Annotated in this window: 21 protein-coding genes; 7 read left to right on the forward strand and 14 right to left on the reverse strand. The window is 67.0% G+C overall.

Annotation, left to right across the window (positions count from 1 at the left end; genetic code table 11):
• Nucleotides 1–408: 408 nt before the first annotated feature.
• The 7 genes from MNR00_RS15215 to MNR00_RS15245 form a co-directional block, all read right to left on the reverse strand.
• A complete protein-coding gene (locus MNR00_RS15215; RefSeq protein WP_241926750.1) occupies nt 409–1,512 on the reverse strand; it encodes a Gfo/Idh/MocA family oxidoreductase in 1,104 nt (367 codons plus the stop codon).
• Nucleotides 1,491–2,189, reverse strand: a complete 699-nt coding sequence (locus MNR00_RS15220; RefSeq protein ID WP_241926751.1) for a ThuA domain-containing protein — start codon at nt 2,187–2,189, stop codon at nt 1,491–1,493. Before MNR00_RS15220 ends, MNR00_RS15215 begins: the two co-directional genes overlap by 22 nt.
• Nucleotides 2,182–4,128: a hypothetical protein gene (locus tag MNR00_RS15225; protein WP_241926752.1), complete on the reverse strand. Its 1,947-nt coding sequence runs from the start codon at nt 4,126–4,128 to the stop codon at nt 2,182–2,184. Before MNR00_RS15225 ends, MNR00_RS15220 begins: the two co-directional genes overlap by 8 nt.
• A gap of 42 nt (nt 4,129–4,170) precedes the next feature.
• Nucleotides 4,171–5,100, reverse strand: coding sequence for a carbohydrate ABC transporter permease (locus MNR00_RS15230; RefSeq protein WP_241926753.1), 930 nt, complete (start codon nt 5,098–5,100; stop codon nt 4,171–4,173).
• Nucleotides 5,100–6,011 (reverse strand): sugar ABC transporter permease, encoded by a 912-nt coding sequence (locus MNR00_RS15235; protein WP_241926754.1) that lies wholly within the window; start codon nt 6,009–6,011, stop codon nt 5,100–5,102. Before MNR00_RS15235 ends, MNR00_RS15230 begins: the two co-directional genes overlap by 1 nt.
• A gap of 74 nt (nt 6,012–6,085) precedes the next feature.
• The gene (locus MNR00_RS15240; protein WP_241926755.1) at nt 6,086–7,429 is read right to left on the reverse strand and encodes an extracellular solute-binding protein; all 1,344 of its coding nucleotides are present in this window, start codon (nt 7,427–7,429) and stop codon (nt 6,086–6,088) included.
• Nucleotides 7,430–7,461: 32 nt separating this feature from the next.
• A complete protein-coding gene (locus MNR00_RS15245; RefSeq protein WP_241926756.1) occupies nt 7,462–8,562 on the reverse strand; it encodes an enolase C-terminal domain-like protein in 1,101 nt (366 codons plus the stop codon).
• A gap of 126 nt (nt 8,563–8,688) precedes the next feature.
• Between MNR00_RS15245 and MNR00_RS15250 the strand changes: the two genes are divergently transcribed.
• Entirely contained in the window at nt 8,689–9,441 is a 753-nt protein-coding gene (locus MNR00_RS15250) for an FCD domain-containing protein (protein WP_241926757.1), read from the forward strand.
• A 13-nt stretch (nt 9,442–9,454) separates the two neighbouring features.
• Here the strand turns inward: MNR00_RS15250 and MNR00_RS15255 are convergent, their stop codons facing one another.
• The 5 genes from MNR00_RS15255 to MNR00_RS15275 form a co-directional block, all read right to left on the reverse strand.
• Nucleotides 9,455–11,614 carry a DUF5054 domain-containing protein gene (locus MNR00_RS15255; protein ID WP_241926758.1) on the reverse strand — a complete coding sequence of 720 codons (2,160 nt, stop codon included), beginning with the start codon at nt 11,612–11,614 and terminating at the stop codon, nt 9,455–9,457.
• A 47-nt stretch (nt 11,615–11,661) separates the two neighbouring features.
• Nucleotides 11,662–14,796 carry a hypothetical protein gene (locus tag MNR00_RS15260; RefSeq protein ID WP_241926759.1) on the reverse strand — a complete coding sequence of 1,045 codons (3,135 nt, stop codon included), beginning with the start codon at nt 14,794–14,796 and terminating at the stop codon, nt 11,662–11,664.
• Between the two features lie 42 nt (nt 14,797–14,838).
• Entirely contained in the window at nt 14,839–15,663 is an 825-nt protein-coding gene (locus MNR00_RS15265; protein ID WP_241926760.1) for a carbohydrate ABC transporter permease, read from the reverse strand.
• Nucleotides 15,660–16,526 carry a sugar ABC transporter permease gene (locus tag MNR00_RS15270; RefSeq protein ID WP_241926761.1) on the reverse strand — a complete coding sequence of 289 codons (867 nt, stop codon included), beginning with the start codon at nt 16,524–16,526 and terminating at the stop codon, nt 15,660–15,662. Before MNR00_RS15270 ends, MNR00_RS15265 begins: the two co-directional genes overlap by 4 nt.
• A gap of 134 nt (nt 16,527–16,660) precedes the next feature.
• Entirely contained in the window at nt 16,661–17,962 is a 1,302-nt protein-coding gene (locus tag MNR00_RS15275) for an extracellular solute-binding protein (protein ID WP_241926762.1), read from the reverse strand.
• Nucleotides 17,963–18,145: 183 nt separating this feature from the next.
• Between MNR00_RS15275 and MNR00_RS15280 the strand changes: the two genes are divergently transcribed.
• From MNR00_RS15280 to MNR00_RS15290, 3 genes are read left to right on the forward strand one after another with little or no spacing between them, the layout of a single operon-like run.
• Nucleotides 18,146–19,762 (forward strand): energy-coupling factor transporter ATPase, encoded by a 1,617-nt coding sequence (locus tag MNR00_RS15280; protein WP_241926763.1) that lies wholly within the window; start codon nt 18,146–18,148, stop codon nt 19,760–19,762.
• The gene (locus MNR00_RS15285) at nt 19,759–20,664 is read left to right on the forward strand and encodes an energy-coupling factor transporter transmembrane component T (protein WP_241926764.1); all 906 of its coding nucleotides are present in this window, start codon (nt 19,759–19,761) and stop codon (nt 20,662–20,664) included. Before MNR00_RS15280 ends, MNR00_RS15285 begins: the two co-directional genes overlap by 4 nt.
• 10 nt (nt 20,665–20,674) lie before the next feature.
• The gene (locus MNR00_RS15290; RefSeq protein ID WP_241926765.1) at nt 20,675–21,550 is read left to right on the forward strand and encodes a siderophore-interacting protein; all 876 of its coding nucleotides are present in this window, start codon (nt 20,675–20,677) and stop codon (nt 21,548–21,550) included.
• Nucleotides 21,551–21,730: 180 nt separating this feature from the next.
• Here the strand turns inward: MNR00_RS15290 and MNR00_RS15295 are convergent, their stop codons facing one another.
• On the reverse strand, nt 21,731–22,894 hold the full coding sequence (locus MNR00_RS15295) for an acyl-CoA dehydrogenase family protein (RefSeq protein WP_241926766.1): 1,164 nt from the start codon (nt 22,892–22,894) through the stop codon (nt 21,731–21,733).
• A gap of 160 nt (nt 22,895–23,054) precedes the next feature.
• Entirely contained in the window at nt 23,055–23,984 is a 930-nt protein-coding gene (locus tag MNR00_RS15300) for a M15 family metallopeptidase (protein ID WP_241926767.1), read from the reverse strand.
• Between the two features lie 114 nt (nt 23,985–24,098).
• Between MNR00_RS15300 and MNR00_RS15305 the strand changes: the two genes are divergently transcribed.
• Genes MNR00_RS15305 through MNR00_RS15315 form a run of 3 tightly spaced genes read left to right on the forward strand, consistent with a single transcriptional unit; the run spans nt 24,099 to nt 26,862 of the window.
• Nucleotides 24,099–25,124 carry an alcohol dehydrogenase catalytic domain-containing protein gene (locus tag MNR00_RS15305; protein ID WP_241926768.1) on the forward strand — a complete coding sequence of 342 codons (1,026 nt, stop codon included), beginning with the start codon at nt 24,099–24,101 and terminating at the stop codon, nt 25,122–25,124.
• The gene (locus MNR00_RS15310; RefSeq protein WP_241926769.1) at nt 25,121–25,879 is read left to right on the forward strand and encodes an SDR family oxidoreductase; all 759 of its coding nucleotides are present in this window, start codon (nt 25,121–25,123) and stop codon (nt 25,877–25,879) included. Before MNR00_RS15305 ends, MNR00_RS15310 begins: the two co-directional genes overlap by 4 nt.
• 2 nt (nt 25,880–25,881) lie before the next feature.
• Nucleotides 25,882–26,862 (forward strand): aldo/keto reductase, encoded by a 981-nt coding sequence (locus tag MNR00_RS15315; protein WP_241926770.1) that lies wholly within the window; start codon nt 25,882–25,884, stop codon nt 26,860–26,862.
• Nucleotides 26,863–26,864: the final 2 nt, after the last annotated feature.

Consider the following 26,864-nt stretch of genomic DNA (forward strand, 5'->3'; position numbering starts at 1 on the left):
CCACGCCCCGTCGAGGAAGACGTTGCCGCGCCGGTGCCGCCGACCATGGTCGTTGAACCAGTCGCCGTGCACGTACTCCGCGTACGGGTTGAAGCCGTTGAAGTGCGCGTGCGGAATGGCCAGCTGCCACAGATCACCGGCCACTGGCATCCACGAGTCGAATCGGTCGGACCCCGTCAGCACCGCCTTCGCCCCGGGTGCGGCGGCGTAGGTGATCGGGGCGTCGGACGTTCCGCCTCGAGGCGGGTCGATGCGCTCGCGATACACACCCTCGGCCACCAGCACGGTGTCGCCGGCGTTGGCACGCGCGGCCGCAGCCGACACCGTGCGCAGCGGGCGCCCCTCAGAGCCGTCCGCCGAATCGTCGCCGTCCACCGAGACGTGCAGAACGTGCGCCATCAGGCCCTCCTAGCCTTGCAGGGCAGCCAGCCCCTCCGTCAGCGGCACGAGTGCGGGCCGCTCCGCCGTCGAGGCGATCTCGACCCGGCATCCGCTCTCGGCTGACTGCAGCAGCGCGGTCATGACCTCGAGCACGTGCAGGGCGAGCTGTCCATCGGCGCGCGCGGTGCGCCCACCCGAAGCGCGCAGCATGTCGACGAGACCCGCCCCGCGCGCGGCACCGACGACACCGGCGAGAGGCTCGGAGTCGGTCCACTCCCCCTCGCCGACCTGCCGCACGGCGCACGTGCCGTCGAAGCCGTTCGGGTCCGGCACGCGCAGGCTCCCGGCCTCGCCGTGCACCTCGATCGGCGCTGCCGTGGTGGCCGCGGAGTCGAAGCTCATGATCAGCGTCGAAAGCGCACCGGATGCGTGCGTGAGCACACCCGTGACATGCGAGTCGATCAGTACCGGCACGCTCTCGCCGACGCGCGGCCCCGAGCCGATCACGCGCTCGGCGCGCAGGCGGCTGCCGGCGCCGATCACCGCGGTGACCGGACCCAGCAGGTGCACGAGCGAGGTGACGTAGTAGGGCCCCATGTCGAGCAGGGGACCGCCGCCGGGTGCGTAGTAGAAATCGGGGTTCGGATGCCAGCGCTCGTGTCCAGCGGTGGCCATCACCGCTGTCGCCGCGAGCGGGCGACCGATCCGGCCCTCGTCCACCAGCGCTCGCGCGGTCTGGATGCCGGTGCCGAGCACCGTGTCGGGCGCGCAGCCGACGCGCACACCGGCGGCATCCGCGGCCGCCATCACGCGCACGCCGTCGTCGAGTCGTGCGGTGAGCGGTTTCTCGCCGAAGACGTCCTTGCCGTGTCGGATCGCCGCCTCGGCGATCTCGGCGTGTGCGGCGGGGATGGTGAGGTTGAGCACCACGTCGACATCGGATGCTGCCAGCAGCTCTTCCACAGAGAGAGCCCGCGCGTGCGGGAGCGTCACAGCCACGGCCTCAGCACGCGCCGGGTCGAGGTCGGCGACGGCCGTGATGATCACATCGTCGACGTCGGTCAGCGTCTCCAGATAGACCCCGGAGATGACTCCGAGTCCGATGATCCCTACGCGGTGCGTGCGGCCCACAGCATCCCTCTCTCCACGATCGCGCGGACGTTCGGATCCGCGAGCACAGCGACGTCGTGCCCTGGGGTCGCGACGAAGACCCGCCCTGCTCCCCACTGACGCGTCCAGACGGCGGGCACGGTCAGCTCGCGCGACCACGGGCGACCGGGTTCGACCGGGAACGACGTGGTCGCGAGCACGTCGTTCAGTCCGTCGGCGAGCACCCAGTACTGCTCAGTGCGCAGGTCGAAGTCCGCGATGTCGGCGGTGATCGGATGCTGCCGCCCGAGTTCGGTCATCGCGATCGTGTGATCGCGGAAGCTCTCGGCGCCCGGTTCGCGGGGCTCGCCCTCTGCCACCGGCGGGTGGGCGGCGAACTGACCGCCCACGAGCTGCAGGTAGTCGGTGCTGGCCCGGAACGAGTCGGCGATGCCGCCGTGCCAGCCGGCGAGCCCGGTGCCCGCTTCGACAGCCGCGCGCAGACCGCGTGCGGCTTCGGCCGAGATCTGCGACATCGTGATGCACTGCACGACGAGATCGATCGTGCTCATGCGATCCGCATCCGCATACACCTCGGGATCGTCTTCGACGCTCACCTCGAAACCATGCTCGCGCAGGAACGGGATGAACAGGTCGGTGGTCTCGACGGGGTGATGGCCTGCCCAGCCCCCGCGGACCACGAGCGCATTTCTAGACATCGATCTGCCGGCCCTTGATCAGCGGCGCCCAGTCCTCGCGTCGCGACCACGGCGTCTGATAGCTCGGCTCGTTGACGTACCGGCGCATGCCGAGGCGCAGCACGGCACCCGCGCCGGGTGCGAGGCGCACGCCGACCCAGGTCGAGTCGAGCGTGCGCGCGTCGGATGCTGTGCCTTCAGCATCCGACAGCACTGAAGTGAACTGGTGCTCGCCGAACCCGCCGGCCTGCACGACGACGTCATGCTCGAAGCTGCCGACGTTCACGAGCTCGATGGTGACCTCATCCGGCGAAATGGCGCGCACGAGCGCGGCGACGTCGGCTGGCAGTCCGGGGCGCTGCAGTTCCGCATCGAAGTACCGCACGGTGGCGTGCTGGAAGCCGCCGTGCGAGATGTGCATCGGCGCACCCCACATCAGCTGCACCAGCGACTCGAAGTACACCGGGTTGAACTCCATCCAGGCGTGGATGGCGTAGCCGTCGGCCTGCAGCGAGACGGTGTCGGGGAAGCCCTGGAGGTGCGTGATCATATCCCACGCACGCGGGTCGCCGTCATCCGAGCGCATGCGGGCCAGCTGCTGCTCGAGCAGCTCGCTGTTGGCATCCAGCGCACGCTCGGGGAAATCGGCGTTGTGTCCCTGCATGTACTCGTACCAGGCCAGGGTGTTCACGTTGTAGTGCTTGACCGAGAACGGAACCACCGGGAATGACACGTCCGACCAGTCGGTGGTGCGCGGCACGCGCTCGACCCGCTCGTGGTCGGCGTCGCTCAGCGTGCGCGCCCACATGTGCACGGCGTGGAACGGGGAGGCCGGCCGGTAGTCGGCCCAGCCGCCGTCGAAGCGCTTGTTGGGCACGACCCAGCCGTCGTCCTGCGCGTGCCCGAGGCCGAAGTTGATGTCGATCTGCTTGCGGGCGGCGTCAAGGTGCGCGTCGTCGCCGGTGAGCAGATACGCGTTCGTTCCGGCGTTGATCAGCGGCTCGAGGATCGTGAACAGCCCGTGCGGCCAGCGCCAGCCGTAGTGGCCGCCCCACCACTTGCCGTCCTGGTACTCGCCCACCTCTCCTGAGAGGCCGACGTTGTCGGGCATGACGCCGCCTTCATTGGCATCCGCTCGTGCCGCCCACCTGGCGAGGTAGTCGACGACCCACTGGCGGTGCTTCTCGGCACCGGAGTACATGAAAGCGTGCGCGAACTGGCCGGTGGCGTTGAGGTTGAGCGGCACATCGCCACGGGTGGTGCGCTGGTTCATCAGCTCGATGACCTCGGCGAACACGGCGTCGTCGAGCCAGTCGGCCCTGCCTCTGCCTTCGTCGAATGCCACGCTCGTCATGTCTTCGAATGGCGGCAGGTAGTCGACCAGCACACCACGATGGGTGCCGAGATCTTCTGCGGTCACGATGTGGCGGGGGCCACGACTGCCGGACTGCGGGGCAGTGATGATGCCGAGCTCGGCATCATAGTTCGCCGCGGCCTTCGGATCCTCGCCGTTGTACATCTTGGCGAAGTTCTCGGCGCGCTGGCGGTCTACGAGGGACGCCGGCTTGGCGAGCCCGAAGAAGTAGTGGAAGAGGTTCGCCTCGCCGTGGTGCATCCAGTCGTAGTAGCCGTCGAACTCGCGCTCGATCTGGCCGTACTGCGTCCACTGCCAGGTGATGGCGTCCCACATCTTGCGGGCCGCCTCGTAGACCTTCTCACTGCCGCCGAGCGAGTAGAACAGTGCGAGGTACATGAACGCCTCGTACGGGTCGTCCGAGCCGTCCATGCCCGGCCACTCGTCGCGCCAGATCAGCGTGCCGTCTTCGCGGGTGTAGCGCGCGATGAATTCCGCGGATGCTGACTCGAGACGCGCCATGAGGTCGCGCTCGAGCTTCGCCCACCGTGGCGGCTCGACGGGAGTGGTCACATCGAGCCACTCGAACTCGGGGGTATTGCTCATCAGGGTTCTTCTCTGTCTTTCTTGTTGCTGTGCCGGGCCTCGTCAGCCCTTGGTGCCACCGGCGAACATTCCGGCCACCAACGACTTCTGGGCGAACAGGAACAGCACGAGAACCGGGATCACCGAGAGCAGGATCGCCAGCGCCAGCTCGGGCGAGTCGATGCCGAGGTCGGCCGTGCCGCCTGGGTTGAAAGCGGGCGACGATGCCATCAGCTGACTCAGCCCGACCTGGATCGGCTGCTGTTGGCTGGTCGGCGTGACCAGGTAGGGCAGGAAGAAGTTCTGCCAGTTGCCGACGAAGTTGAAGAACGCCACCAGCGCGATGATCGGCTTCGCCAGCGGCAGCGCGATGCGGAAGAAGATCTGCATCTCGCTGGCGCCGTCGATGCGCGCCGCTTCGAGCATCGAGCGCTGCAGGCTCGTGGAGAAGTAGATGTAGGTGAGGTAGACGCCGAACGGGAAGAACGCGAACGGCAGGATCAGCGCCCAGGCGGTGCCGATCATGTGGACGGCGTTCAGACCGAGGAACAGCGGGATCACCAGCGTCGTGGCCGGCATGATCATCACGATCAGCGTGATCGTCAGCAGCAGCTTGCGCCCCTTGAAGCGGGTGAGCGCCAGGCCGTAGCCGGCGGGGACCGCGGTGACCAGCGTCAGCAGCAGACCGCCGAACGTGTAGAGGGTCGAGTTGCCGAACCAGCGGAAGATGATGCCGTCCTGGAAGGCGGTGAGGTTGTTCCATGCGTCGCCGATGGCCTGGAACGAGCCGAACGCGAACGGGAAGGAGTGCTCGATCTCGTACGCGGACTTCGAGGGCGTCAGCAGCAGCCACACCATCGGCAGCACGAAGAAGACGCCGAAGGCGATGAGCACGGCCCAGACGATGATCGTGGCGATCCGACGCTTGGGTGCACCCGCGGGCTTGATGTCGGGAAGGTCTCCGACGGTCACGACGTTGCGCGTCTCACTCATCAGTCCTCAGCCTCCACATCGAAGAGTCCGGATTTCTTGACCAGCACCGTCGCGACGACGAGACCGACGGTCAGCAGGATCACCGACAGCGCGGCGGCGGCGTTCGCGTTCGACATCGGCCCGAACGCGAACTGGTAGGCGAGCTGGTTGGGAGACCAGGTGATATCGACCTGCTTGCTCGCCACACCGAGCAGCTGCGGTTCGACGAAGATCTGGGTCCCTGCCGCGAACGCCAGGATCAGCATGTAGACGATCCACTGCCGGATCATCGGGATCTGGATGTACCAGGCCATCTGGAACGTGTTCGCGCCGTCCAGGCGCGCCGCCTCCATGACATCGTCTGAGATGTTGTTGAGCGCGCCATACATGATGATGATCCATCCGCCGGCACCGGCCCAGAACGCCATCACGGTGAAGATCCATGGCAGGTTCTCGGGCTGCACGATCTTGCCGAAGTCCGTCCACCCCATCGCGTTCAGCAGTGGCGCGATCGGGCTCACCTGCGGCGAGAGCATGAACATCCAGACGACGGCGCTGGCCACGCCGGCCAGTGCACCGGGAAGGTAGAACAGGAAGCGCCAGAAGACAGAGGCGCGTCCACGGATGAAGTTGCGCAGCAGCAGGGCGAGTCCGATCGAGAACACCACGATCGAGATCAGCCACAGCAGGATGTAAGCCGCGAGGTTGCCCATCGAGCGCAGGAAGCGGAAGTCGGTCACCGCGACGACGAACTGCCCGAAGCCGACGAACTGCCCCTGGTCGTTCGTGAAGGCGAGCACCAGCGAGTACACCGTGGGCAGCACGCCGAATGCCAGCAGCAGCACGACGTATCCTGCGACGAAGACGTACCCGGCCTTGTTGTTGCGCTCGCGTGGTTTCGCAAGCGTCTGTGATCGTGTCGTGGTGTTCACCTCGGCAGACCTCTCTCCGATTCAAGTCAGGCTGTGGGGCGGTGTCATCACCGCCCCACAGCCTGGCCATGCGATTATTCGACGACCTTGTAGCCGGCTGCCTTGGCCGTGTTGGCGGCCTCGGTCTGCCAGTCGCCCATCACGGACGTGACCGTCTTGCCGCCGTTGACAGCGGTGAGCACGACGTTCTTGTACGGGTCCTGGTCGAGGAACGTGGTGTTCGCCCAGCCCTTCCAGGTCTGCCCCGCGGCCTTCTCGAACGGCGCCTTGACGTCGGTGGCGAAGTAGGCGATGTTGTCGGGGTTCTCGAGCCACGCCGATGCGGCCTTGGTGTTGGCCGGGTACGTCGGAGCGGTCTTCTGGAACTCGGTGTCGCTGGTCGCCCACACGGCCAGGTCGGATGCGGCCTTGAGGTTCTTGCTGTGCGAGGAGACCATCCAGATGCCACCGCCGACGCTGCCGTTGGATGCCTCGGAGTCACCCTCCCACTGCGGCTGGTCGGCGACGCCGATCTGACCGGCAGGGGCGTTGTACGTCGCCTCGAACAGGTACTTGCCGTACCACGACGGCCCCACGGCCATCAGCAGCTTGGAGCCGTCGATGCCCTTCTCGAAGTAGCTCTGCTTGCCCATGACTCCTGCCTCGATGAGGTTGTCGAGCATGGTGGCGACGCGCGTGCACTCAGGCGTGGTCATGTTGACCTTGATCGTCTTCGGGTCGTCGGTGTTCTCCTGCGCCGAGCAGCGGCTCGCCCAGAAGTAGACGTCGAGCGAGTTCGGGTCGCCGATCTGTCCGATCAGGTAGCCGGGGTGCTCGTCCGCCACCTTCAGGCCCAGCGCCTCGTAGTCCTCCCACGTCGTGGGGACTTCATAGCCCCACTCGTCGAAGAGTGCCTTGTTGTACCAGGTGACCGTCTGCGCGAGGTCGTTGCGCAGACAGTAGACGTCGCCGCCCGATTCGCACGGAGCGAGAGAGCCCTCGGCCCACTCGTCGAGGGTCGCCTGCGGAACGATGTCCTGGTTCAGCGGTGCGGCGAAAGGCTGCACGCCGCCGCCGCTGGACTGCGACGCCCAGGCCGAGTCGGCCGTGCCGGGCGAGAAGATGACATCCGGCCAGCCGGAGCCGGCCTTGTCGAGGAGCGAGATCTTGGCCTGCAGGCCGAGACCGTCGAACGTCTCGATCTTGATCTTGGCGTCCGGGTGGGCAGCCTGGTACGCCTCGACTGCCGCCTGGCGGGTCGGGTCGACCAGGACGTTGATCTCGGACGTCTCATCCTGCTTGACGGGGGTGAACCCCTCGGCAGCATCCTGCTTCGTGGGCTCGACGCTCGCGCAACCGGCGACGATGACTGCCGAGGCGACGAGCGCGATTGCTGCCAGCCCCTTGCGCAGGTGACGGTGCTTTGCTGTGCTTTTCACTCTGATTCCTTTCGGGAGGGCACCCGCCGCGACTATGCGGTACGGGCGTATTGCTGAATTGACGGGTGATAGTCCAGGCCAGGCGGAAGAGCGATGCCAGGCTCGGTCGGGGCGTGCAGCAGTCCGTCAGCATCGACGACCGATTCGCGGACGACGTCGACGGAGGGCACGAAAGACTCGTAGTAGGTGGTGTTGGAGATCGCCATGCACAGGTGCTCGGCGTGCACTCCGCCGCCGTGGACCTCCGCTCGCAGGCGGAAGGCATCGGCAAGGTGCGCGGTGCGCATGGCCCCGGTGATTCCTCCGCGGAGCCCCGCGCTGGCGCGGACTCCGAACGTCGCTGCACCGGCCGCGATGAAGTCGGCGCTGTTCATGTACGCGCCGTCCGAGGTCTCGGCCGACAGCAGCGGCACGCGAACCGAGCGAGCGAGCTCCTTGTAGGCGCTGATGCTGAACTCGCGCATCGGCTCCTCGTACCAGCGATAGTTCGCGTCCGAGAGGGCGTTGCCGAGGTAGATCGCGTCCGGCAGGTCGAACCCCGCCGAACCGTCGTACATGAGGTCCAGCTCGTCGCCGACGTGCTCGCGCAGCGCCAGGCAGAGGGCGGCGTCCTTCTTGGCGTCCCCCCAGGCGTGGAGCTTGATCGCCTTGAAGCCGAGCTCGAGGCACTGCGACGCGACATCGAGGAACTCCTCGGTGGTGTCGAACGTCGCCGTGGAGGCGTAAGCGGGGAGCGTGTCGCGCATGCCGCCGAGCAGCTTCCACACCGGAAGACCGGCAGCGCGGCCGGCGAGATCCCACAGGGCCACGTCGAAGAGACCGAAGACCGGGAGCGGGAACTCCTGCATCCGGTCGAGCTCCCACATGCGGTGATAGTGCCACTCGCGGTTCAGCGGGTCCTTGCCGATGAACTCAGGGCGGTACACGTGCTCGACAAGTGACTCGAGCATCGCGCCTGCACCCAGTCGTGAGAAGAACGCGACACCGTCGACACCCTCATCCGTGCCGATTCGCAGCACGACGCCGTCCATGGGTCCGTACTGCGCACTGCCGGGAAGCCCAGCACGCCAGCGGAAGGGCGGGTCGATGGGAGGCAGCGCGACGGGGTACGTCTCGATGTGGGTGATCTTCATTGAACGGTCTTTCGGACGACGACGGTCGGCGCGCCGCTCATTCGCGGCGTTGGTCAAACGTTACACGTTTAATGTTTACTGAACAAGCTACGATTCACGATGAGTGCAACTTGAAGGGGGCCGACGATGGCGAAGACAGCGGTTGACCGCACACCAGCGGAATCGCGCGACGCCGACGCCGACCCGCTCTGGAACCGGCCCGACCGGCCGAAGCGGCCAAGGCGACTGAGCACGGCCGTGTCCGAGGAGCTGGTGCGCCGGATCGTCGCCGGAGAGTACCCGGTCGGCACCCTCCTGCCGCCCGAGCCCCAGCTGGTGGCCGAATTCGAAGTCAGCCGACCTGTGGCACGCGAGGCGGTGAAGTACCTCGAGGCGGCCGGGCTCGTCACCATCCGGCAGGGCGACGGCACGGCCGTGCGTGCGCGACCGTGGTGGAACCTGACCGATCCGACCGTGCTGCGCATCGCGCTCGCCTTGAACGTGGATGAGCGGATGCGCGGCGACGCCGTGGCCCTCAGGCTGCACCTCGAGCTGTCACTGCTCGAGGAGGCCGCTCCCCTGATGACCGATGAGGATCTGCGCGAGATGCAGGCCAGCGTCGAGCGCATGGACACCGCGACGTCGCTGGAGGACCTCACCGCCGCGGATCTCGCGTTCCACCAGGTGTACCAATCGCGTGCCGGCAACCTTCTCACCGGAGGCATCGTGCACCTGCTGGTGGCGGAGATGCCACCGCCAGGTCGCGTCTTCGCCGACCCTAGAGCGTCCTACGACAAGGCGAACGTCCAACACCGCGCGATCTACGATGCTCTCCGCGAGGGCCGCTTCGACGATGCGAAGACGGCCCTTCGGGCGCACGTCACGGAGATGTGGATGTAGGTTCGAGGGCCCTTCAGCCCCGTCGCAGCCGCGTCACGAACTCGTAGCGCGAGTCGTCATCGAACCACGGGCGGAAGTTCGTGCTCCACGCGTTGTTGTGCAGCGTGAACGCGAAGCCGTCGGCTGCGCTGCCCGGATCGTTGTCGAACTCGTACATCCTCGGGCGCCCGAGACTCAGCACCGGGGCATCGAGCGGTTCTACGACGATCTTCGTCGCGACATCGTCATAGCGCGCGGCCTCGACAGCATGCCAGGTGCGACCACCATCACGGACGACATCCAGCGGGTCGACAAGCGAGCCCGCCTTCTGCAACCGCCAGCGACTCGGCGTGCGAGTGGCCGGGTCGAATCGAAGCCAGGACGACTCGGGGGCGTAGATCGCGTCCTTTTCGCCGAGCCACAGGGTGGTGCGCACCGTGGCGCCGTGCACCTCGCCAGGAGTGATCGCGTGTTCGACGGTGATCCGGCGCGGACCACCCGCGCTCTCGCACGCCTCGTCGGGGAGCCGAAGGCTGCTGCGAAGGTGCAAAACCCCATCGCTCGCCCAGGTCACGGCTTCGATCACTCGCGGCAGGAACCGCCTGGTCTTCGGCACCGGGCGAAGCAGTTCGAGGCCGGCCTTGCCCAGCTCGGGAATGGCCCAGAAGCCATTGCGATACGGCTCACGCACGTAGTCGTTCACCCACTGCTGCACGTCGGCCGCACCGTAGGTCCAGTACTCGTAGGCCCCCAGGGTTCGGCTTGCGATCTCGATGCCGTCGGGATCCGCGAGGATCTCCTGCCCGTCGATCTGCAGTCCGACGAGCGACCCGTCATCGCCGATTCGGGCGACCACGCGGTCGGCCGTGGCGGTCCGGTCCACCGGCTGCGCCGAGGCAGGAGCGTCCGGAACGGATTGGTCGAGCTCGCGCTGCGCTTCCGCACGCAGCGCGTCCGGCAGGTTCGGGACGATCGCCAGAGCGTTCGCGCGTTTCTCATCCCACGATTCCATCGCGTGTGAGTAGCTCTGCTGCACACCATCCGTCAGAGCCCAGCGCGCGTACGAAAGCGTCGGCGGGATGGTCTGCTCGACGTCGATCACGTCTCGTTCCCGGTTCACGTGGAACAGATCCTTGTCGTACGACACGTAGTCGGGCAGGTAGCGCATGTGGCTGTACCCGCAGGTGTGCTCGGCGATGAGCATGAGCTGCTCCGCGAGCTCACGGTCGGTCGGGTCGTCAAGGGTGAGGCGCCCATCGGCCAGCCACTCGTCGCGCAGTCGGTCGAGGCGGGTCAGCGCCCCGGTCGCGATCGGGTCAGCGGCCATCCCGTAGATCCACGAGTCGCCGATCTCCTGAGTCACCACCGGCAGGGCATCCCTGGCATCCCATGCCGCCTGGCCGAAGCCGTTCAGGTCGGATGCCACCACGTCCGCACTCGGGTAGCGCTCACGCAGCCGCTCGAGCAGGCCGCGCACGTCACTCTCGACCGGCGGGCCGTGGTTGTCGTTGGTGAACGAGAAGAACAGCCCCTCCGTCGATCCGGGCACCGGGCGCACGGTGGCGCGCTCGGGATCCGAGCCGTATGCCGGGTCGTACGAGAGCACGATCTCGCTGCCATCGGGAGCCCGCCAGACGGCGTGCTCCGGCACGTCAGGCACGGGAGATGCCGGGTTCACCCCGATGTGCAGGTAGTTGACACCGGCCGCGGCCAGCGCCGACACCAGCCCGATCGTGTGACCGGGCACGTCGGTCATCTTCGCCGCCGTCGTCTTCCGTCCGTACTCGGCATCGAGGCGCGCAGAATAGGTCATCGCGTGATCGAGCATGCTGCGGGACAGCAACTCGGTCTGCGTGGTGACCGGGTAGGCGTGCCAGGCCACCAGCCCGTCGCGGATCGCGGCATCCAGATCAGCCCGTTCTGCGGCTGTGCCATCACGCAGTGCGTGCGTGATCAGCCACGAACCCGTAGTCCAGACGAACTCCGGGCGACCATGCTGGTCGGCCATGTCGCGTGCAAGGCGGATGGCACCGGGGATGAACTCCTCGCGATAGCTCCGCAGGACATTCTTCTCGAGATCCGTGTATCCGAGATCCAGGTGCGTCTTGAAGACCACGTGGATCTTCGTGAATTCGGTGGATGCCTCGTGTGCAGCTTCCACTGTCTCCTGCGTGCGCCACGCGTCGACCAGCATGTCTTCAGCCTCTCTCTTGTTCCTCAGACACTGTTCCTAGGACACTGTCACGACTTGCGCACGGCGACGGCGGCCGTGCCGAACGGCGGCAGGGTGACCTGCACCGACGATCCATCCTGCACATCCAGTGGCTGACCGCCGCGGCCGACCAGTGAGGTCAACTCGGCTGCACTGATGCCCGCGTGCACGGTCACTGCGGTCTCCACCGGTGAAGTCGCCAGCGACTGCAATGCGATGCGCACCTGTCCGTCGGCGAGGCTGCGCGCCGACAGCACGCGTACCCGATCATCGTCGACTTCGATGCCCGTCACCTCAGCGGCTGCACTTCCGATGTCGGAGGTGGCGACGCCGCGCAGCGGGCGGATGAGGTCGCCGGCGAGCTGGGCGGCCCGCACTCCGACAGCGTCCGCGTCCGCAGCCGACACCACGCCGACCCTGTAGGCGAAGAACATCTCGAATGCCTGTCCGGCTGGGAAATTCGTGTCCCACAGGTTGTTGTGGATCCACGAGAATACTGTGCCCTCCTCACGCTCTGCGAGCGTGCCGGGGAAGGGCGAGAACGGCAGCGCGATGTCGCCGATCTGCACGAGCGGGGCATCCTGCGCGATCAGCGCGAACGCCGCGCCATCCTCGATCAGGGCGACCCAGTCGCGCACGGTGTGCATGTAGTCGGCGGCACCTGGCACGGCATCGATCCCGCTGCCGGCGACAGCGCCACCGATCTCGTACCGCACCGCCGGTGCCGTCATGGCGAACGGGAACGCGAAGAAACCCGACTCCTTGCCCACCCGGTACGGCTTGTTCACGCGGTTCTCGATGTCGAGGTGCTCCGCCCCGGCATCCAGCCTGAAGGTCGTGTCGATCCAGCTCACGCCTGGGGCGTAGCTGCGCACGCGGATCCAGGACGACACCGCATCCGAACCGGCGTTCAGGAACGCCACATGCGTCGTCGACGTGCGCTCTGCGAGGAGCACCAGATCGGGCCCGCTGTCGTAGAGGAAGCCGGTCAGATGGTTGTGCTCGCCCTGTGTCGCGAGGGTGTCATGCACGTAGGTGTTGAAGCCGAATGCGGACGTGCCGCCCACGAGCTCGCGGCCACGCACTGTCAGCGAGCGCACGACGCCGGTGCGCGGGTCCAACTCGACCCTGGTGATCCCGTTGTCCAGAACCCACGTCGGCTCAGCGGGCGCCTGGACCGGCATCGTGCCATCGGCTGCGACGATTCGACCGCCTTCTTCAAGCACGTTGACGTCGAAGCGACGCCCGCCGAGCGCGGGGACGTCCGACGCGAAGAAGCGCACGAAGCGCCCCGCTTCCCGATGATTCGGGTTGACCTGGTTGTGCTCCGCGAACGGCACAGACTCGCCGGTGACGGCGTCCGAGATGGTGATCACGGACGTGGTGTGCATGACACTTTCGGGCAGAAGAAGCGTCACCATCCCCGAGCGCACGCGACCTTCGGTATTCGCCACCCAGATGGTGGCAGCACCGTCACCTCCGCCGTGTGCTTCCGCGTATGCGTGCAGCGCCTCCTGCAGCAGGAGCGAACCCTCCTGCTGGGCACGCAGCGCCTTCTCGGCCTTCCAGTGCCACTGGTCCGTGCCCGACTCCTGGAAATCGTCGGCCGACGTCCAGGGGTTCGACGCACCCCAGGTGTGCTCGTCGAACAGCTCGACGTTCTCCCACGCGTCGTCGACATTCTCGTCGAAGCCCGCTGACACTGTGTCATCGAGCAGCGCGGCGATCGATGTCGCCTGAGAGATCGTCGACTGCGCCTCGCGCGTGAGCTGCACATGGCGAGAACCCGAGCCATTGCCGTCGGCCCACCAGTTGTTCCAGTCGCCGCTCACCGTCTCGACCTGGTCACCGAAGCGATCCTCCATGATCTCGAAGAAGTCCTGAGTGCGGGTCACCTTCAGACGAGGGGACTCCCACCGCTGATTCCATGCCTCGACGATCTCATTCAGTCGACGTGCAGGCGGAGCGTTGTCAGCCACTCGACCCATCACACGCAGGTGGATCTCATCCCACGGGTAGGGCGTACGCTCGCCCGCCCGATCGCCCAACGCGAACCCGAAGACGTTCTCGTCATAAGGGAAGCCGCTGGTGGCCTCCGCGTGCAGATACAGCGGCAGCAGATCTTCGACCTCGTCGATGTGGTTGTTGAAACCGAGGACTGCGGCCTCCTGATAGGCGATGCCCTCGGCGGAGGTCGTGATCCAGACCAGCACACTGTTACCGGCCGGGGACTCCCACCGGAAGAACCTCGGGAGGTTGAGACCGTCACGCAGGTAGGGCACCGATCGGCCGGCCCAGTTGTGCGCAACGGAGAGGTACTTGACCCCGTTCTGCGCCAGCGCGTCGACCGTGCCCGCGACGCAACCCGGGATGTCGGTCTGGTACGCGACCGGGATCTCGACGCCGAATCGCGCGGAGATGTCGCGGGAATAGCGCAGCAGCCCGTGCAGCTCTTCGGTCGAGCAGAGCTCGGTGTGCACGTTGAACGGCAGCGCCGCCAATTCGATCCGCCCGGCGCGCACCTGATCGAAGAAGCGCTCGACCGTCTGTGCGGATCGACGCTCGATCCATTCGCGGAGCACCCAGATCGACTCGACACTCCACCGGAACGAGCTGTCGTCGTCATCATCGCCGGCGGCTTCGGAAAGGCGCAGCGCATCGTCGAGGTAGGCGAGCTGCTCGCGGATCACGCGCCCCTGCATGTCGGTGTAGCCGATGTCGAAGTGCGAGTGGTGCACAAGCGAGACCGTCCAGTCGCGGATCGGCTCGGCCTGCAGCGCGAATGAGGATTCCGAGATCTCCGGCAGGGTCACGGCGAGCGCTGCGCTGTCGACGTGGGGAATGAAGAAACGGCATCCGTCGCTCGTCGGCTCGGCCAGGATGCTGAGCTCCGTCGCACCGTCGATGGAGACCAGCGCCCGTGTCAGCGCCAGCGCCGTGCGAATCCGAATGGGGCGTTCACGACCGTCGGCACCGTTGCGGATCAGCGGTTCCAACACGACGTCGAAGGTGCCGCCTTCGACGTCGACCGTTTGGTAGGCGCCGTCACGCAAACCCTTGATCGCACGGTCGTGGTCGAACGGATGGGTTCGACGCTGACCCGTGTGCGGGCGTTCCTCGTGGCGAGCACCTGTCGCAAGCGATGCGTTCAGTTCGACAGCCATGTCAGATTCAATCCTTAGTTCTCAGAGATCGGTGAGTGGGGTCTAGAGGTTGGTGGTGAGTCCCGCGACGAAGAATCGCTGGAAGAAGAGGAAGACGAGCACCGCAGGCAGCGACACGATGAGCGCTGTCGCCAGAATCGCGGGCTGCGAGAGCGCGCTCCCCTGGGTCTGCATGGTGGCGACGGCCGCCATGACGGGCTGGTTCTCGATGCTGATCGTGAGCGAGATGCCGAAGAAGAGCTCGTTCCAGATGAAGATGAACTGGAACACGAACGCCGCCACCATCGCCGGGCGGACCAGCGGAAGGTAGATGGACACGAACATGCGCCACCATCCCGCACCGTCGATCTTGGCCGCCTGGCCGATCTCTGGGGGCAGCGTGACCATGAAGTTGCGGGTGACGAAGAACCCGAACGGGATGCACAACGCGACGTAGACGATGATGAGGATCATCTTGGTGTCGTAGAGCTCGGTGGCGACACCTGCCTGGTACAGCGGCAAGGCGAAGACCTGCAGCGGCAGCAGGGTGCCGGCGTAGATCAGCCAGAACCACAGCCGCTTGTGCTTGGTGGGCATGATGACGAGGCCGAAGGCTGCGATCGCCGCAAGTATGACGGCGATGCCGGCTCCCAGCGTGGCGTAGAGCAGGCTGTTCAGGAATGGCGCCGTGAAAGACCCGGCCTCCCACCCGGTGGCGAGGTTCTCGAAGAGCGCGAATCCGGATGGCCACCACACCGGACTGCCGGTGTATGACGTGACCGGAGTCATCGCATTCACGATGACGAGGTAGGTCGGGACCGCCCAGATCAGCGCAAGGAGGATGACGATCGTGTTGCGGGCCAGGATGCCAGGACGCAGTCTGTTCATGATTCCTGTCCGATCTGTCGACGCAGGTACAGCCAGGAGCACACGACGACGATGAGTGTGAGCACCACCGCGATGGCCGAGCCGACAGCGGGGTCGAGCATGAGGAACGATTGGCGGTACATCGAGAGCGCGAGAGTCTCGGAACTGCGGTTCGGGCCGCCTGCGGTCAGCACCCAGATCAGGTCGAAGGCGCGAAGGGCGTTGGTGATCGTGAGTCCGATCACGACGGCGGTGGTCGCCTTGAGCTGAGGAAGGATCACGTAGACGAAGCGCCGCCATCCGTCCGCGCCATCGAGCGCCGCGGCCTCGACGGTCTCGCGTGGGATGGTCTGCAGACCGACCATGTAGAGCACGACGTTCACCCCGGTCGTCTGCCACGCGGCGAACACGATGACGCTGATGACGTTCGACGGCCACTGCAGCAGCCACTGGATCGGGCTCTCCGGATCGGTGAGACCGACGAACTCCAGGAACTGGTTGAGTGAGCCGGCGGTGCTGAGCAGCACGTTGCCCACGATCGCGACGACAGTGCCCGCCAGTGCGTACGGCAGCACGACCAGCGCCCTGGCCACCGCGCCCAGTTTCATCGCACTGGTCATCACTGCGATGGCGAGTCCGAAGCCGACCGGGAGGATCAGAGAGCCGATCGCCCACATCAGGGTGTTGATCATCGACCGCTGCAACGCCGGGTCTCGGAACATCGCCACGTAGTTGTCGAATCCGACGAACCCGCTGCCCCCGTTCCCGAGGAACGAGCGGTAGATCGTGTAGACGAAAGGTGCCAGCAGCACGATTCCGACCACGGCGAGCGCCGCACCGACGAACGGGATGGCTGCAACGCGCGCGCGACGCTCATGGCCCACGGGCGCACCGGAGTGCGATCGACTGCGCCTCTTGACCGTGGTCAGGAGTTCTGTTTCGGATACCGTCACTGATCTTCACCTCCTCTGGTTCCGGCGGGCGGCCGTCGGCCGCCCGCCGGAGGTGTTTGCCGTGGTCAGCCGATCGAGGGATTCTCGTCCCAGGCCGCCCATTCCTGCTTCGCCTGACGATCGAGCTCGGTCAGCGTCGCGTCGATGTCGGGGTTGACGATGAACCCTCCGAACGTCGCGATGCTCGACTGCACCAGCTTCGGCGGAAGCGACTCGTAGTACCGGTTGATGTACACCGGCGACTGCTCTTCGATCTGCGAGAGGATGCTGCCGAGCACAGGGTCGTCGGAGGTGACGTTCGGGTTGGCGGAGAAGTCACCCGTGTATTCGGCCCACGGCTGCTGGACGTCAGTGTTCATCCAGGCCACGAGAGACTTCTTGGCAGCGTCGAGGTTCGGGGCGTTCTTCGGCACGGCGATTCCGGCCGTGTCGGCGACGACCACAGGCGGTTCGCCATCGGTCATCGCGGGGGTGAGGAATGCACCGTAGTCGGCGTCGGTCAGGCCGGCTTCGCCGAAGAACCCGTTGTACCAGGTCGCCATGTTGATCAGTCCGACCTTGCCCGCCTTCATCATCGCCGGGCAGTCCGCGAACTTGGTGTCAGGCGGGGTCACCCAGCCGCTGTCGATCCAGTTCTTCCAGACCTTCATGCTGTCCTTCACATCCGGATCCGTGAACTTCGCCTTGTTCTCGGTGATGTCGGTGTAGAGCTGCGTGGATTTCGAGCCGACGATCTGCTGGAAGGGGACGAATGTCTCCCATCCGGTCTGTCCGCTGCACATCAGCTGCCCGGCTTCGCCGAGCTTCTCGACCGCGGTCTCGTACTCATCCCAGGTCTTGGGCGTCTCCGTGATGCCCGCATCGGCGAAGGCCTTCTTGCTGTAGTAGGTCACCCATGATGACTGGTTGAGCGGCATGGCATAGACCTTGCCGTCCAGGGAGAAGTACGGACGCAGGGCATCGTTGAGATTTCCGGCGGCTACAGCCTCGTCCCATTCCGCTGTGAGGTCTGCGAGCTGGCCGGTGGCCGCCAGGCCCTGCAGCATCTTTCCGCTCCACCACTTGATGAGGTCGCCCGACTTCTTGGTCGGCAGGGCGGCGAGCACCGTCTGCGTGTAGTTCTCAGTGGTCGGCAGCGACTGCGTCTTGATGCCGTAGCCGGTCTCCTTGCGAATGGTCTCGCCCGCGGCCTCGAACCCCTTGGTCCATTGCGGGTTGTCGTTGTACATGATGAGGTTCTTCTCACCGGAGTCGCCCTCATCACCCCCTGCGCCGCTCGAGCAGCCTGCGAGCGCGCCTGTTGCGACGAGCGCTGCGACCGCGGCCGTCAGAATCCTGCGGCCTGAAACTTTGCTGAGTCCTGCCATGTCGATCACCTCTCTGTGATTCTCGGGTCATCGCCGAAGCGATCCACCGATACTTGCATACAAGAACTCTAGTCGGCAAGCATTCAGTACAATCGGGGGCAAATCAGGTAAGGCTCAGCTAAGTTAGAGGGGTACCGAGAGCCGAGAGAGACCCGCTTGCCAGCATCCGCGCCCCTCCTCCGCGTGCGCGACCTCAGCGTCACCCACGCGGGTGCGACGCACCCCTCTCCGCACGCCGCGTCCTTCGACGTCAGCGCGGGCGAAGTCGTGCTCGTGCTAGGCCCCAGCGGCTCCGGCAAGTCGACGCTCACCCTCGCCCTCAACGGGCTCATCCCGCAGTCCGTCGCCGCCGAGATCGCGGGCACGGTGCACGTCGGCGAGATGGATGCCCGTACGACACCCGTCGCCGAGCTGAGCCGACAGGTGTCCATGGTGTTCCAGGACCCCGACTCGCAGCTGGTCACCGGCACCGTGCTCGACGAAGTCGCCTTCGCGCTCGAGAACCTGCTGCTGCCGGTGCCCGAGATCCTCACCCGATCCGAGCAGGCGCTGCGCCGGGTGGACCTGTGGCACAAACGCGCCTGGAACCCCGATCTGCTCTCCGGCGGAGGCAGGCAACGCCTGGCGATCGCGTGCGCGCTGGCCATGCGGTCGCGCGTGATCGTGCTCGACGAGCCCACCGCGAACCTCGATCCGCAGGGCATCGATGACGTCTACGACGCCCTCACCGAGCTCGTGCAGGACGCCGACCGTGCAATCGTGCTGGTCGAGCACAACCTCGACGCCGCCATGCGCTTCGCGACGAGGGCCATCGTGCTGGACCACGATGGCCGGATCGTCTTCGATGGCCCCGCCGGCGACACGATCCGCCAGCACGCCGACGAGCTGCTCGCGCTCGGCGTGTGGCTGCCGTCGAGCACACTGGCAGCCCTCCGACTGCGCGCGGCCGGCCTCGAGATCGAGACACTCCCCATCACGCCGGAGGAGTTCGCCGCACTGCCAGACATCGTGCGTCCGACGCCGCATCGGATGCCAATGGCCGACGCCCCCAGCGCCATCACGGTCCGCGACCTGGCCGTGCTCAAGCGCCGCGAGCCGGTGCTCGCCGTTCCGTCGCTCGAGATCCCGCAGGGGTCGTTCACGGCGATCGTCGGCGCGAACGGGGCTGGCAAGACGACGCTCATCCAGGCCCTGGCCGGCGTCGTTCCCCCGCCGCGTCGTACGGTCATGATCGGAGACCTGGATGCCGGCCGCGCGGCCCCGAGGCAGCTCGCCGCCCGCGTCGGCTTCGTATTCCAGAACCCGGAGCACCAGTTCATCGCGGGCACCGTGCGCGACGAACTCGCGCACGGTCTGCGCATGCAGCGGGTACCCGCCGCCGAGATCGAGCAGCGGGTCGATGAGATGCTGTCGCGGTTCGGCCTGTCACACAAGGCCGACGTGCACCCGTTCCTGCTGTCGGGCGGCGAGAAGCGTCGCCTGTCCGTCGGCACCGCGCTGATCTCGCGCCCGCAGGTGCTCGCTCTCGATGAGCCGACATTCGGGCAGGACCGCGCTCGCGCTGCTGAGCTGCTGTCGCTGCTGAAGGACCTGCAGCACGACGGCACCACGATCCTCATCGTCACGCACGACCTGCAGCTGGTCGCCGAGTACAGCACGCACACGGTGATCCTCCGCGACGGGGCGCTGCACGCCGTGGGTGCGACGAGCGCCCTGCTCGCTGATGAGGCGGTGTTCGTGTCGGCTGGGCTCCGCCTGCCGCCGATGCTGCGAATACTTGCCGGCGGGAGCGTCGCATGACCGGCTTCCCCGCCACGACTCCCGGCCCCGTCCCAACAGGACCGGTCCCCACGGGGCCGGTGTCGACCAACACCGTCCCCACGCCGATCGACCCGTTCGCCGCCCCGGTCGCTGCGCCATCGCACTTTCTGCACCATCTCAACCCGTTGACGAAGATCGCCGCGGTTGTTCCGGCGATGGTGCTGCTGGTGGCCGTGCGCGACTTCGCCACTCCGCTGGCGTTCATCGCCCTGTCGTACGTGCTGCTGCTCGTGGGCGCTCGCCTGACCCGTGGTGTCGCCGCGCTGCTGTTCCTCGCCGTGCCGGCCGGCATCGCACTGCTCACTTTCGGCTTCTCCATCTGGATCGACGACGCACTCGTCGCAGGCACACCGCCGGTACTGCAGATCGGCGACTGGGTGCTCTACCAGGGGGCCGTGGCGATCGGGCTGGCGACGGCGCTGCGGCTGTGCGCGATCCTCGCTTTGGCGCTGATCGGCGGCCTGACCACCAGCGGTCCTGATCTCGTGCGCGCCAGCGTGCAGCAGCTGCGCGTGCCGTACCGCATCGGATACACCGCGCTGGCCGCGTACCGCTTCGTCCCCCGCTTCGGCTACGAGCTGTCGATCATCCGCGCCGCGCACCGGGTGCGCGGCCACGGTGCCAGCGGACGCTGGGGCGGACGTGGACCGATCGCCAGCCTGGTGCGCGGCTGGGGGTACATCGTGCCGCTGCTGGCGTCCGGCATCCGACATGCCGAGCGCGTCGCGCTGTCGATGGATGCCCGCGCCTTCGGCGCCCACTCGACCCGCACTGAGCGGCACCTGGTGCCGTGGCGCGTCCGCGACACGGTGTTCCTGGTGCTCATGCTCGCAGCATCCGCCACCCTGTTCATCGCCACCTGGCCCTGGCAGCCGGCCTGAGAGGAATCGCATGTCCATCGGCAAGATCGTGAAGCCCGCCTCGGCCGACCTGCTCCACCTGACGGTGCTGCGCACCGCGCGGCTGTCGCCCGGATGGATGCGGGTGACTCTCGGCGGCGGCGATGTCGATCGGTTCGCGCCGATGGGCTACGACCAGTGGATGCGACTGTTCCTGCCGATCGGCGGCGAGGCCGCACTCGACCGCGTGCCGGCGAAGGCGAACAAGGTGTTCGGATACCTGCGGTTCCTGCGCATCCCCGACGGCGAGCGCCCGGTCATGCGCAACTACTCGGTGCGCGCGCACCGCGCGGCCACCGCGGGTGCGGGCGCTGAGATCGACGTGGACTTCGTGCTGCACGGCTCGGCCGCAGAGGGCACTTCTGGTCCGGCGGCGCGCTGGGCTGAGACCTGCTCGCCAGGCGAGCACGTGCTCGTGATCGATGAGGGGCTGGGCTTCAATCCGGCGCGTGGCGTGCAGCGAGTGGTGCTGGTGGGCGACGAGACGGCACTGCCGGCGATCGCGTCGATCAGCGCGTCGCTGCCGGCTACTGCGGTCGGGGCCGTGATCGTCGAGTCGCCGAGCGCGGCGGATGCGCTCGACTTCCCACATCCGCCCGGCCTTGAGGTGCGGTGGATCGTGAGGTCGGATGCTGATGCTCCTGGCGTCCTCGCTCTTTCGGCGCTGCGCGCGCTCGAGCTTCCGGCAGAGCCGTTCCATGCATGGATCAGCGGCGAGCAGGCCCTGGCATCCGGTGCGCGAAAGCTGCTAGTGAACGAGCGCGGCGTCGACCGCGATCGGGTGAGCTTCGCGGGCTACTGGCGGATCGGGGCCGCGTCGCCGGCATCCCACGCCGCGCGTGACGCGGCTGCACGTCCTGCGGCCTGAGCGGGGCCACTGCCACCGAGTGCACGGCTTGCTGTCGAGCGCACGAGTCGGTCACGCGATTAGCCCGTGCGCTCGGCGAGGTCCCGTGCTCTCGACGCTGGTGCGGCGCTGGGTCCTACGACGCCGTAGATGCAGAACGCCGGCCCCGGGCATCCGGGACCGGCGTTTGAACCCTGCGAGTCAGCGCTTGCCGACGATCTGGCGACCGACGAGGTCGCGCATGATCTCGTTGGTGCCGCCGTAGATGCGGTGCACGCGGGCGTCGGTGAAGGCGCGGGCGATCGGGTACTCCATGATGTAGCCGTAGCCGCCGTGCAGCTGCACGCCGATGTCGAGAAGCTCCCACTCACGCTCGGTCGCCCAGTACTTGACCTTCGCCGCGTCCTCAGCCGACAGCTTGCCGTCCTTGTACGCGAGCAGCGCGCGGTCGACGTACGCCCACATCACCTCTGTGGTCGTGACCATGTCGGCGAGCTGGAAGCGGGTGTTCTGGAAGTCGGCGATCCGCTCGCCGAACGCCTCGCGGTCCTTGGTGTACTCGATGGTCCAGTTGGTCGCAGCCTCGGCGGCAGCGGCCGCGGCGACACCGATCGACAGGCGCTCGAGCGGCAGGTTCATCATCAGCTGGATGAAGCCCATGCCCTCCTTGCCACTGATCAGGTTCTCGTCGGGGACGAACACGTCGGTGAAGCTGAGCTCGGCGGTGTCCCAGCCGTGGAAGCCCATCTTCTTGAGCTTCTTGCCCTGGTCGAACCCCGCCATGCCCTTCTCGAGGATCAGCAGGCTGAACGCGTCGGGGCGGGTGCCCTCGCCCGTCTTGACGAAGGTGACCACGATGTCGGCGGTCGTGCCGGACGAGATGAACGTCTTGGCGCCGTTGACGATGTAGCCGCCGTCGACGTTCTTGGCATTGGTCTTGATGCCGCGCAGATCGGATCCGGCGCCCGGGTCGGTCATCGCGAGCGCACCGAGCACCTCGCCGGTGGCCATGCGGGGCAGCCACTTCGCCTTCTGCTCAGGGGTTCCCATGTGCACGAGGTACGGCACCGCCAGGTCGTCCTGGATGCCGAAGGCGCCAGCGAGCGAGCCTGCACCCGAGGCGATGACCTCTTCCATCACGATGGTGCGGAAGCGGTAGTCCTGCAGCATTCCGGCGCCGCCGAACTCCTCGGGGACCGAGAGTCCGATGATGCCGGCCTCGCCCGCGGCGAGCATGGTCGCGCGGTCGATCTCGCCGGCAGCTTCCCACTGCTCGATCGACTCGTTCGAGACGTGTCGCTTGACGAAGTCCTTGACCAGATCGCGGAAGGCGTCGTGGTCCTCTTCGTAGATGTCGCGTTCCATGTCGTCCTCCTGAACGTCGTGGTAATGGTGCGTCGTCGCACGGCGAGTCTACGGGTCGCGAAGGTCGCGAGACAGTCAATTGTGGGAATGCGTCTCACCAACCGTGACACTGCGTCTCGCGTTTGTGGGATGCCGCAAGCGCGGCGTTCGGATGCCAGGATCAGTGCACGTAATCGGGCGCAGCCGGCAGCCCGAAGAACTCCTCCAGCGAGTGGAAGCCGCCTTCGTGATACGCCGCGGCCAGCTGCTCGCCGATGTAGCGGATGTGCCAGGGCTCCGGCGCGTAGCCGGTTGTGCCCGTCTTACCACTCTCGTATCGCACGATGAAACCGTGCCGCCAGGCGTTCTCCGCCACCCAGGACCCTTGACTGGTGTCGCCGAAGACCTCATGACTGCCGCACCGCGACGAGCAGGCGATGAGGTCGAACGCGAGCCCGCTCTGGTGCTCGCTGAAGCCGGGACGCGCAGAGACGGCATCCGCCCCCTCCTGTCCCTTGTTGCGCACGTGCGAGCCATATGTGCGCGTCTGCACGTCGAAGGAGCGGTAGCCGTTGTTGATGCCGATCGTTCCGGCCCCCGCCTCGGCTGCTGCCGCTGCCATCACCTCGAGGGCGGCGGTCGCCTCGGGGCGGAGTTCGTTCGAGCGGGACGTCGCCTGCAGGCCGATGGCGGCGAGGGATGCCGGCGCGTAGTGCTCGGGCTGCAGAGGGCGCTGCTTGTTCACGACGACCCAGGTGCGGTGCGGGTCATCCAGCGAGATGCAGGGAGCGTTGCCGCTGACGACGGCCGCCTGGAACTCGGCGCCTCCGCCGAAAGCCTGCACGGTCGCCGCGTCGTCCCCCGCGGCGAGCGCGGTCACGACCGCATCGTCCACGCACGGGTCCATCGCGGGCTCGGCGACCACCTCGACCGTCGGCAGTGCCATGGCAGCCGCAGGCGCGGGCAGGGCAGCGCGTTCGGATGCTTCGGACGGCGGTATGCCGAGCAGGGTCGCCAACGATGCCATCGCGGTGAAGAGCACGCCGGCGGGCACAGCGATCCGCACGGCGAGCGACTCACGCGCGGCATGTCGGGACAGCACAGCGCTCACCCGGCCATTCTCGCGCATGCGACTGGATGCTTCCAGGTGGAGCAGACCTCCATTTGCAATAGTCATTCGTCATACGTCATATACTTAAGCGATCAGCGACGATGAGGAGCAACCATGTTGACGGCCACCTACGCGGGCGACCGCACGATCGAGATCCGCGAGGCTGCGTCCGAGCCGCCGAAGGCCGGCGAGGTGCAGATCGCGGTGGCGTACGCCGGGCTGTGCGGCACCGACCTGCACATCCTGCACGGCAACATGGATGCCAGGGTGCAGACACCGCTGGTCTTCGGGCATGAGATGAGCGGCACGATCGCCGCCCTGGGTGACGGCGTGACCGGTCGACAGGTCGGCGACAAAGTCACCGTGATGCCGCTGGACTGGGACGACACCTGCCCCGCCTGCGTCGCGGGCAATCAGCACATCTGCCAGAACCTGAACTTCATCGGAATCGACTCCCCCGGCGCACTGCAGCCGCTGTGGAACGTGCCGGCCGACGTGCTGGTGACGGTACCCGCCGAGGTTCCACTCGCGCACGCGGCGCTCGTCGAGCCTGTCGCTGTCGCCGTCCACGACGTGCGCCGATCGGACTTGGCCGCCGGCGACAAGGCAGTGGTGATCGGCGGCGGGCCGATCGGCACGCTGATCGCCGTCGTCGCCCGCCACACCGGGGCGGAGGTGGTCGTCATCGAGATCGATCCGGAGCGCCGCGCTCAGGCATCGGCACTGGGGTTCTCCACCGTCGATCCTGCCGCGGTCGATCAGGTCGCCTGGGTCGAGGAGTGGACGAACGGCGCCGGGGCGGATGTCGTGTTCGAGGTCTCCGGAGCGGCAGCAGCCGTGCGCGGAATGACCGCACTCGCGAAGGTGCGCGGAACGATCGTGGTCGTCGCGATCCACGCCGCGCCGCGCGAGGTGGATCTGCAGCGGGTGTTCTGGCGGGAGCTGCGTCTGCTCGGCGCGCGCGTCTACCAGCGGACCGACTTCGAGGCTGCCGTCGCACTGATCGCAGACGGAATCATCCCCACTGATCTGGTCATCACCGGCGTCGTGCCGCTTGCTGAGACGGCGCAGGCTTTCGCGACGCTCGAGAGCGGCCGCGCCATGAAGGTTCTCGTCGACGTGCAGGCAGGACAGCGATGAACGCGCTATTCGATCTGTCCGGCCGCACCGCCGTCGTCACCGGAGCCAGCCGCGGCATCGGCTTCGCGATGGCAACCGCTCTCGCCGACGCCGGTGCGGACATCATCGGCGTCAGCACCACGCTGCCCGCTACGGGAAGTGCCATCGAGAGCGCCGTCCGAGAGCGCGGGCGACGATTCCGCGCGATGGCCTGCGACCTGTCGGATGCCGAAGCAGTGGCCGAACTGGGACACAAGCTGAACGAGGCGCAGCCAGACATCCTGGTCAACAACGCCGGCACGATCCTGCGCGCACCGGCTGCCGAGCACCCGATGGAGTGGTTCGAGCGCGTCGTGCAGGTGAACCTCACGAGTCAGTTCGCGCTGGCGCAGGCTGTCGGGTCAGGGATGCTGCAGCGTGGCCACGGCAAGATCATCTTCACCGCGTCGCTGCTGAGCTTCCAGGGCGGCATCAACGTCCCCGGGTACACCGCGGCCAAGTCGGGCGTCGCCGGACTCGTCAAGGCGCTCTCGAACGAATGGGCTGCACACGGGGTCAACGTCAACGCGATCGCCCCTGGCTACATCGCGACCGACAACACCCAGGCGCTGCAGGATGATCCGGAGCGCAGCTCCGCGATCCTCGGCCGCATTCCCGCGGGCCGGTGGGGCCAGGCATCCGACATCGGCGGAGCCACCGTGTTCCTGTCATCGGCAGCATCCGACTACATCGACGGGATCGTTCTCCCTGTCGACGGCGGCTGGCTGGGACGCTGACGATGCGCAAGCGCAGCCTGCGCACTGGACTGCCCATCACGCGGGTGGGCCTTGGCGGCGCACAGCTGGGCAATCTCGGTCGGGTGACCACCGAAGAACAGGCCCACGGGGCCGTGCACACCGCATGGGAGCGGGGAGTGCGACTGTTCGACACCGCGCCCCACTACGGACTCGGCCTGTCGGAGCAGCGCCTCGGCGCACTGCTCGCGGAGTTCCCCCGCGACGAGCTGGTGCTCTCCACGAAGGCCGGACGGACGCTGGTTCCCCAGGATCACCGCCCCGGTCAGCTCGACGACGGAGGATTCGCGGTGCCGGCAGCGCATCGGCGCGAGTGGGACTTCTCGCGCGATGGTGTTCTGCGCGGGATCGAGGAGAGCATGCGTCGGCTGGCGGTCGACCGGCTCGACATCGTCTACCTGCACGACCCCGACGGACACTGGGAGCAGGCCTCCACAGCGGGTGTCCCCGCCCTGATCGAGCTCCGCGAGCAGGGCGTCGTCGGGGCGATCGGCGTCGGCATGAACCAGTCGGCGCTGCCCGCACGGTTCGTGCGTGAGACGGACATCGACGTCGTCATGCTCGCGGGGCGGTTCACGCTGCTGGAGCAGCCGGCGCTCGATGATCTTCTCCCGGCTGCCGTGGAGCGCAGCGTCGGCATCGTGAACGTCGGTGTGTACAACTCGGGTCTGCTCTCCCGCCCACAGGTGGCATCAGACGCCACCTACGACTACCTGCCGGCGCCCCGCGCACTGATCGAGCGCGCGAGCGCGATCGCGGCGGTCTGCGAGCAGTTCGGCACCGACCTGCCGACCGCAGCGATGCAGTTCTCGCACCTGCACCCTGCCGTCGTCTCGGTCGTCGTCGGGTGCCGCGACGCCGCACAGGTCACGCAGAACATCGACCGCGATGAGGCGATCATCCCGCCCGAGCTCTGGGATGCCCTCGTCAGCCAGGGCCTGATCCCGGAGTTTCGCTCTAACTGAGC

The organism is Microbacterium sp. H1-D42 (assembly GCF_022637555.1).
Classification (GTDB): Bacteria; Actinomycetota; Actinomycetes; order Actinomycetales; family Microbacteriaceae; genus Microbacterium.

What these genes read in the sequence shown, in the direction of transcription:
- MNR00_RS15220 (WP_241926751.1), bottom strand. Translation starts at nt 2,189, where the DNA reads ATGTCTAGAAATGCGCTCGTGGTCCGCGGGGGCTGGGCAGGCCATCAC.
- MNR00_RS15225 (WP_241926752.1), bottom strand. Translation starts at nt 4,128, where the DNA reads ATGAGCAATACCCCCGAGTTCGAGTGGCTCGATGTGACCACTCCCGTC.
- MNR00_RS15230 (WP_241926753.1), bottom strand. Translation starts at nt 5,100, where the DNA reads ATGAGTGAGACGCGCAACGTCGTGACCGTCGGAGACCTTCCCGACATC.
- MNR00_RS15245 (WP_241926756.1), bottom strand. Translation starts at nt 8,562, where the DNA reads ATGAAGATCACCCACATCGAGACGTACCCCGTCGCGCTGCCTCCCATC.
- MNR00_RS15250 (WP_241926757.1), top strand. Translation starts at nt 8,689, where the DNA reads ATGGCGAAGACAGCGGTTGACCGCACACCAGCGGAATCGCGCGACGCC.
- MNR00_RS15255 (WP_241926758.1), bottom strand. Translation starts at nt 11,614, where the DNA reads ATGCTGGTCGACGCGTGGCGCACGCAGGAGACAGTGGAAGCTGCACAC.
- MNR00_RS15260 (WP_241926759.1), bottom strand. Translation starts at nt 14,796, where the DNA reads ATGGCTGTCGAACTGAACGCATCGCTTGCGACAGGTGCTCGCCACGAG.
- MNR00_RS15265 (WP_241926760.1), bottom strand. Translation starts at nt 15,663, where the DNA reads ATGAACAGACTGCGTCCTGGCATCCTGGCCCGCAACACGATCGTCATC.
- MNR00_RS15275 (WP_241926762.1), bottom strand. Translation starts at nt 17,962, where the DNA reads ATGGCAGGACTCAGCAAAGTTTCAGGCCGCAGGATTCTGACGGCCGCG.
- MNR00_RS15285 (WP_241926764.1), top strand. Translation starts at nt 19,759, where the DNA reads ATGACCGGCTTCCCCGCCACGACTCCCGGCCCCGTCCCAACAGGACCG.
- MNR00_RS15290 (WP_241926765.1), top strand. Translation starts at nt 20,675, where the DNA reads ATGTCCATCGGCAAGATCGTGAAGCCCGCCTCGGCCGACCTGCTCCAC.
- MNR00_RS15295 (WP_241926766.1), bottom strand. Translation starts at nt 22,894, where the DNA reads ATGGAACGCGACATCTACGAAGAGGACCACGACGCCTTCCGCGATCTG.
- MNR00_RS15305 (WP_241926768.1), top strand. Translation starts at nt 24,099, where the DNA reads ATGTTGACGGCCACCTACGCGGGCGACCGCACGATCGAGATCCGCGAG.
- MNR00_RS15310 (WP_241926769.1), top strand. Translation starts at nt 25,121, where the DNA reads ATGAACGCGCTATTCGATCTGTCCGGCCGCACCGCCGTCGTCACCGGA.
- MNR00_RS15315 (WP_241926770.1), top strand. Translation starts at nt 25,882, where the DNA reads ATGCGCAAGCGCAGCCTGCGCACTGGACTGCCCATCACGCGGGTGGGC.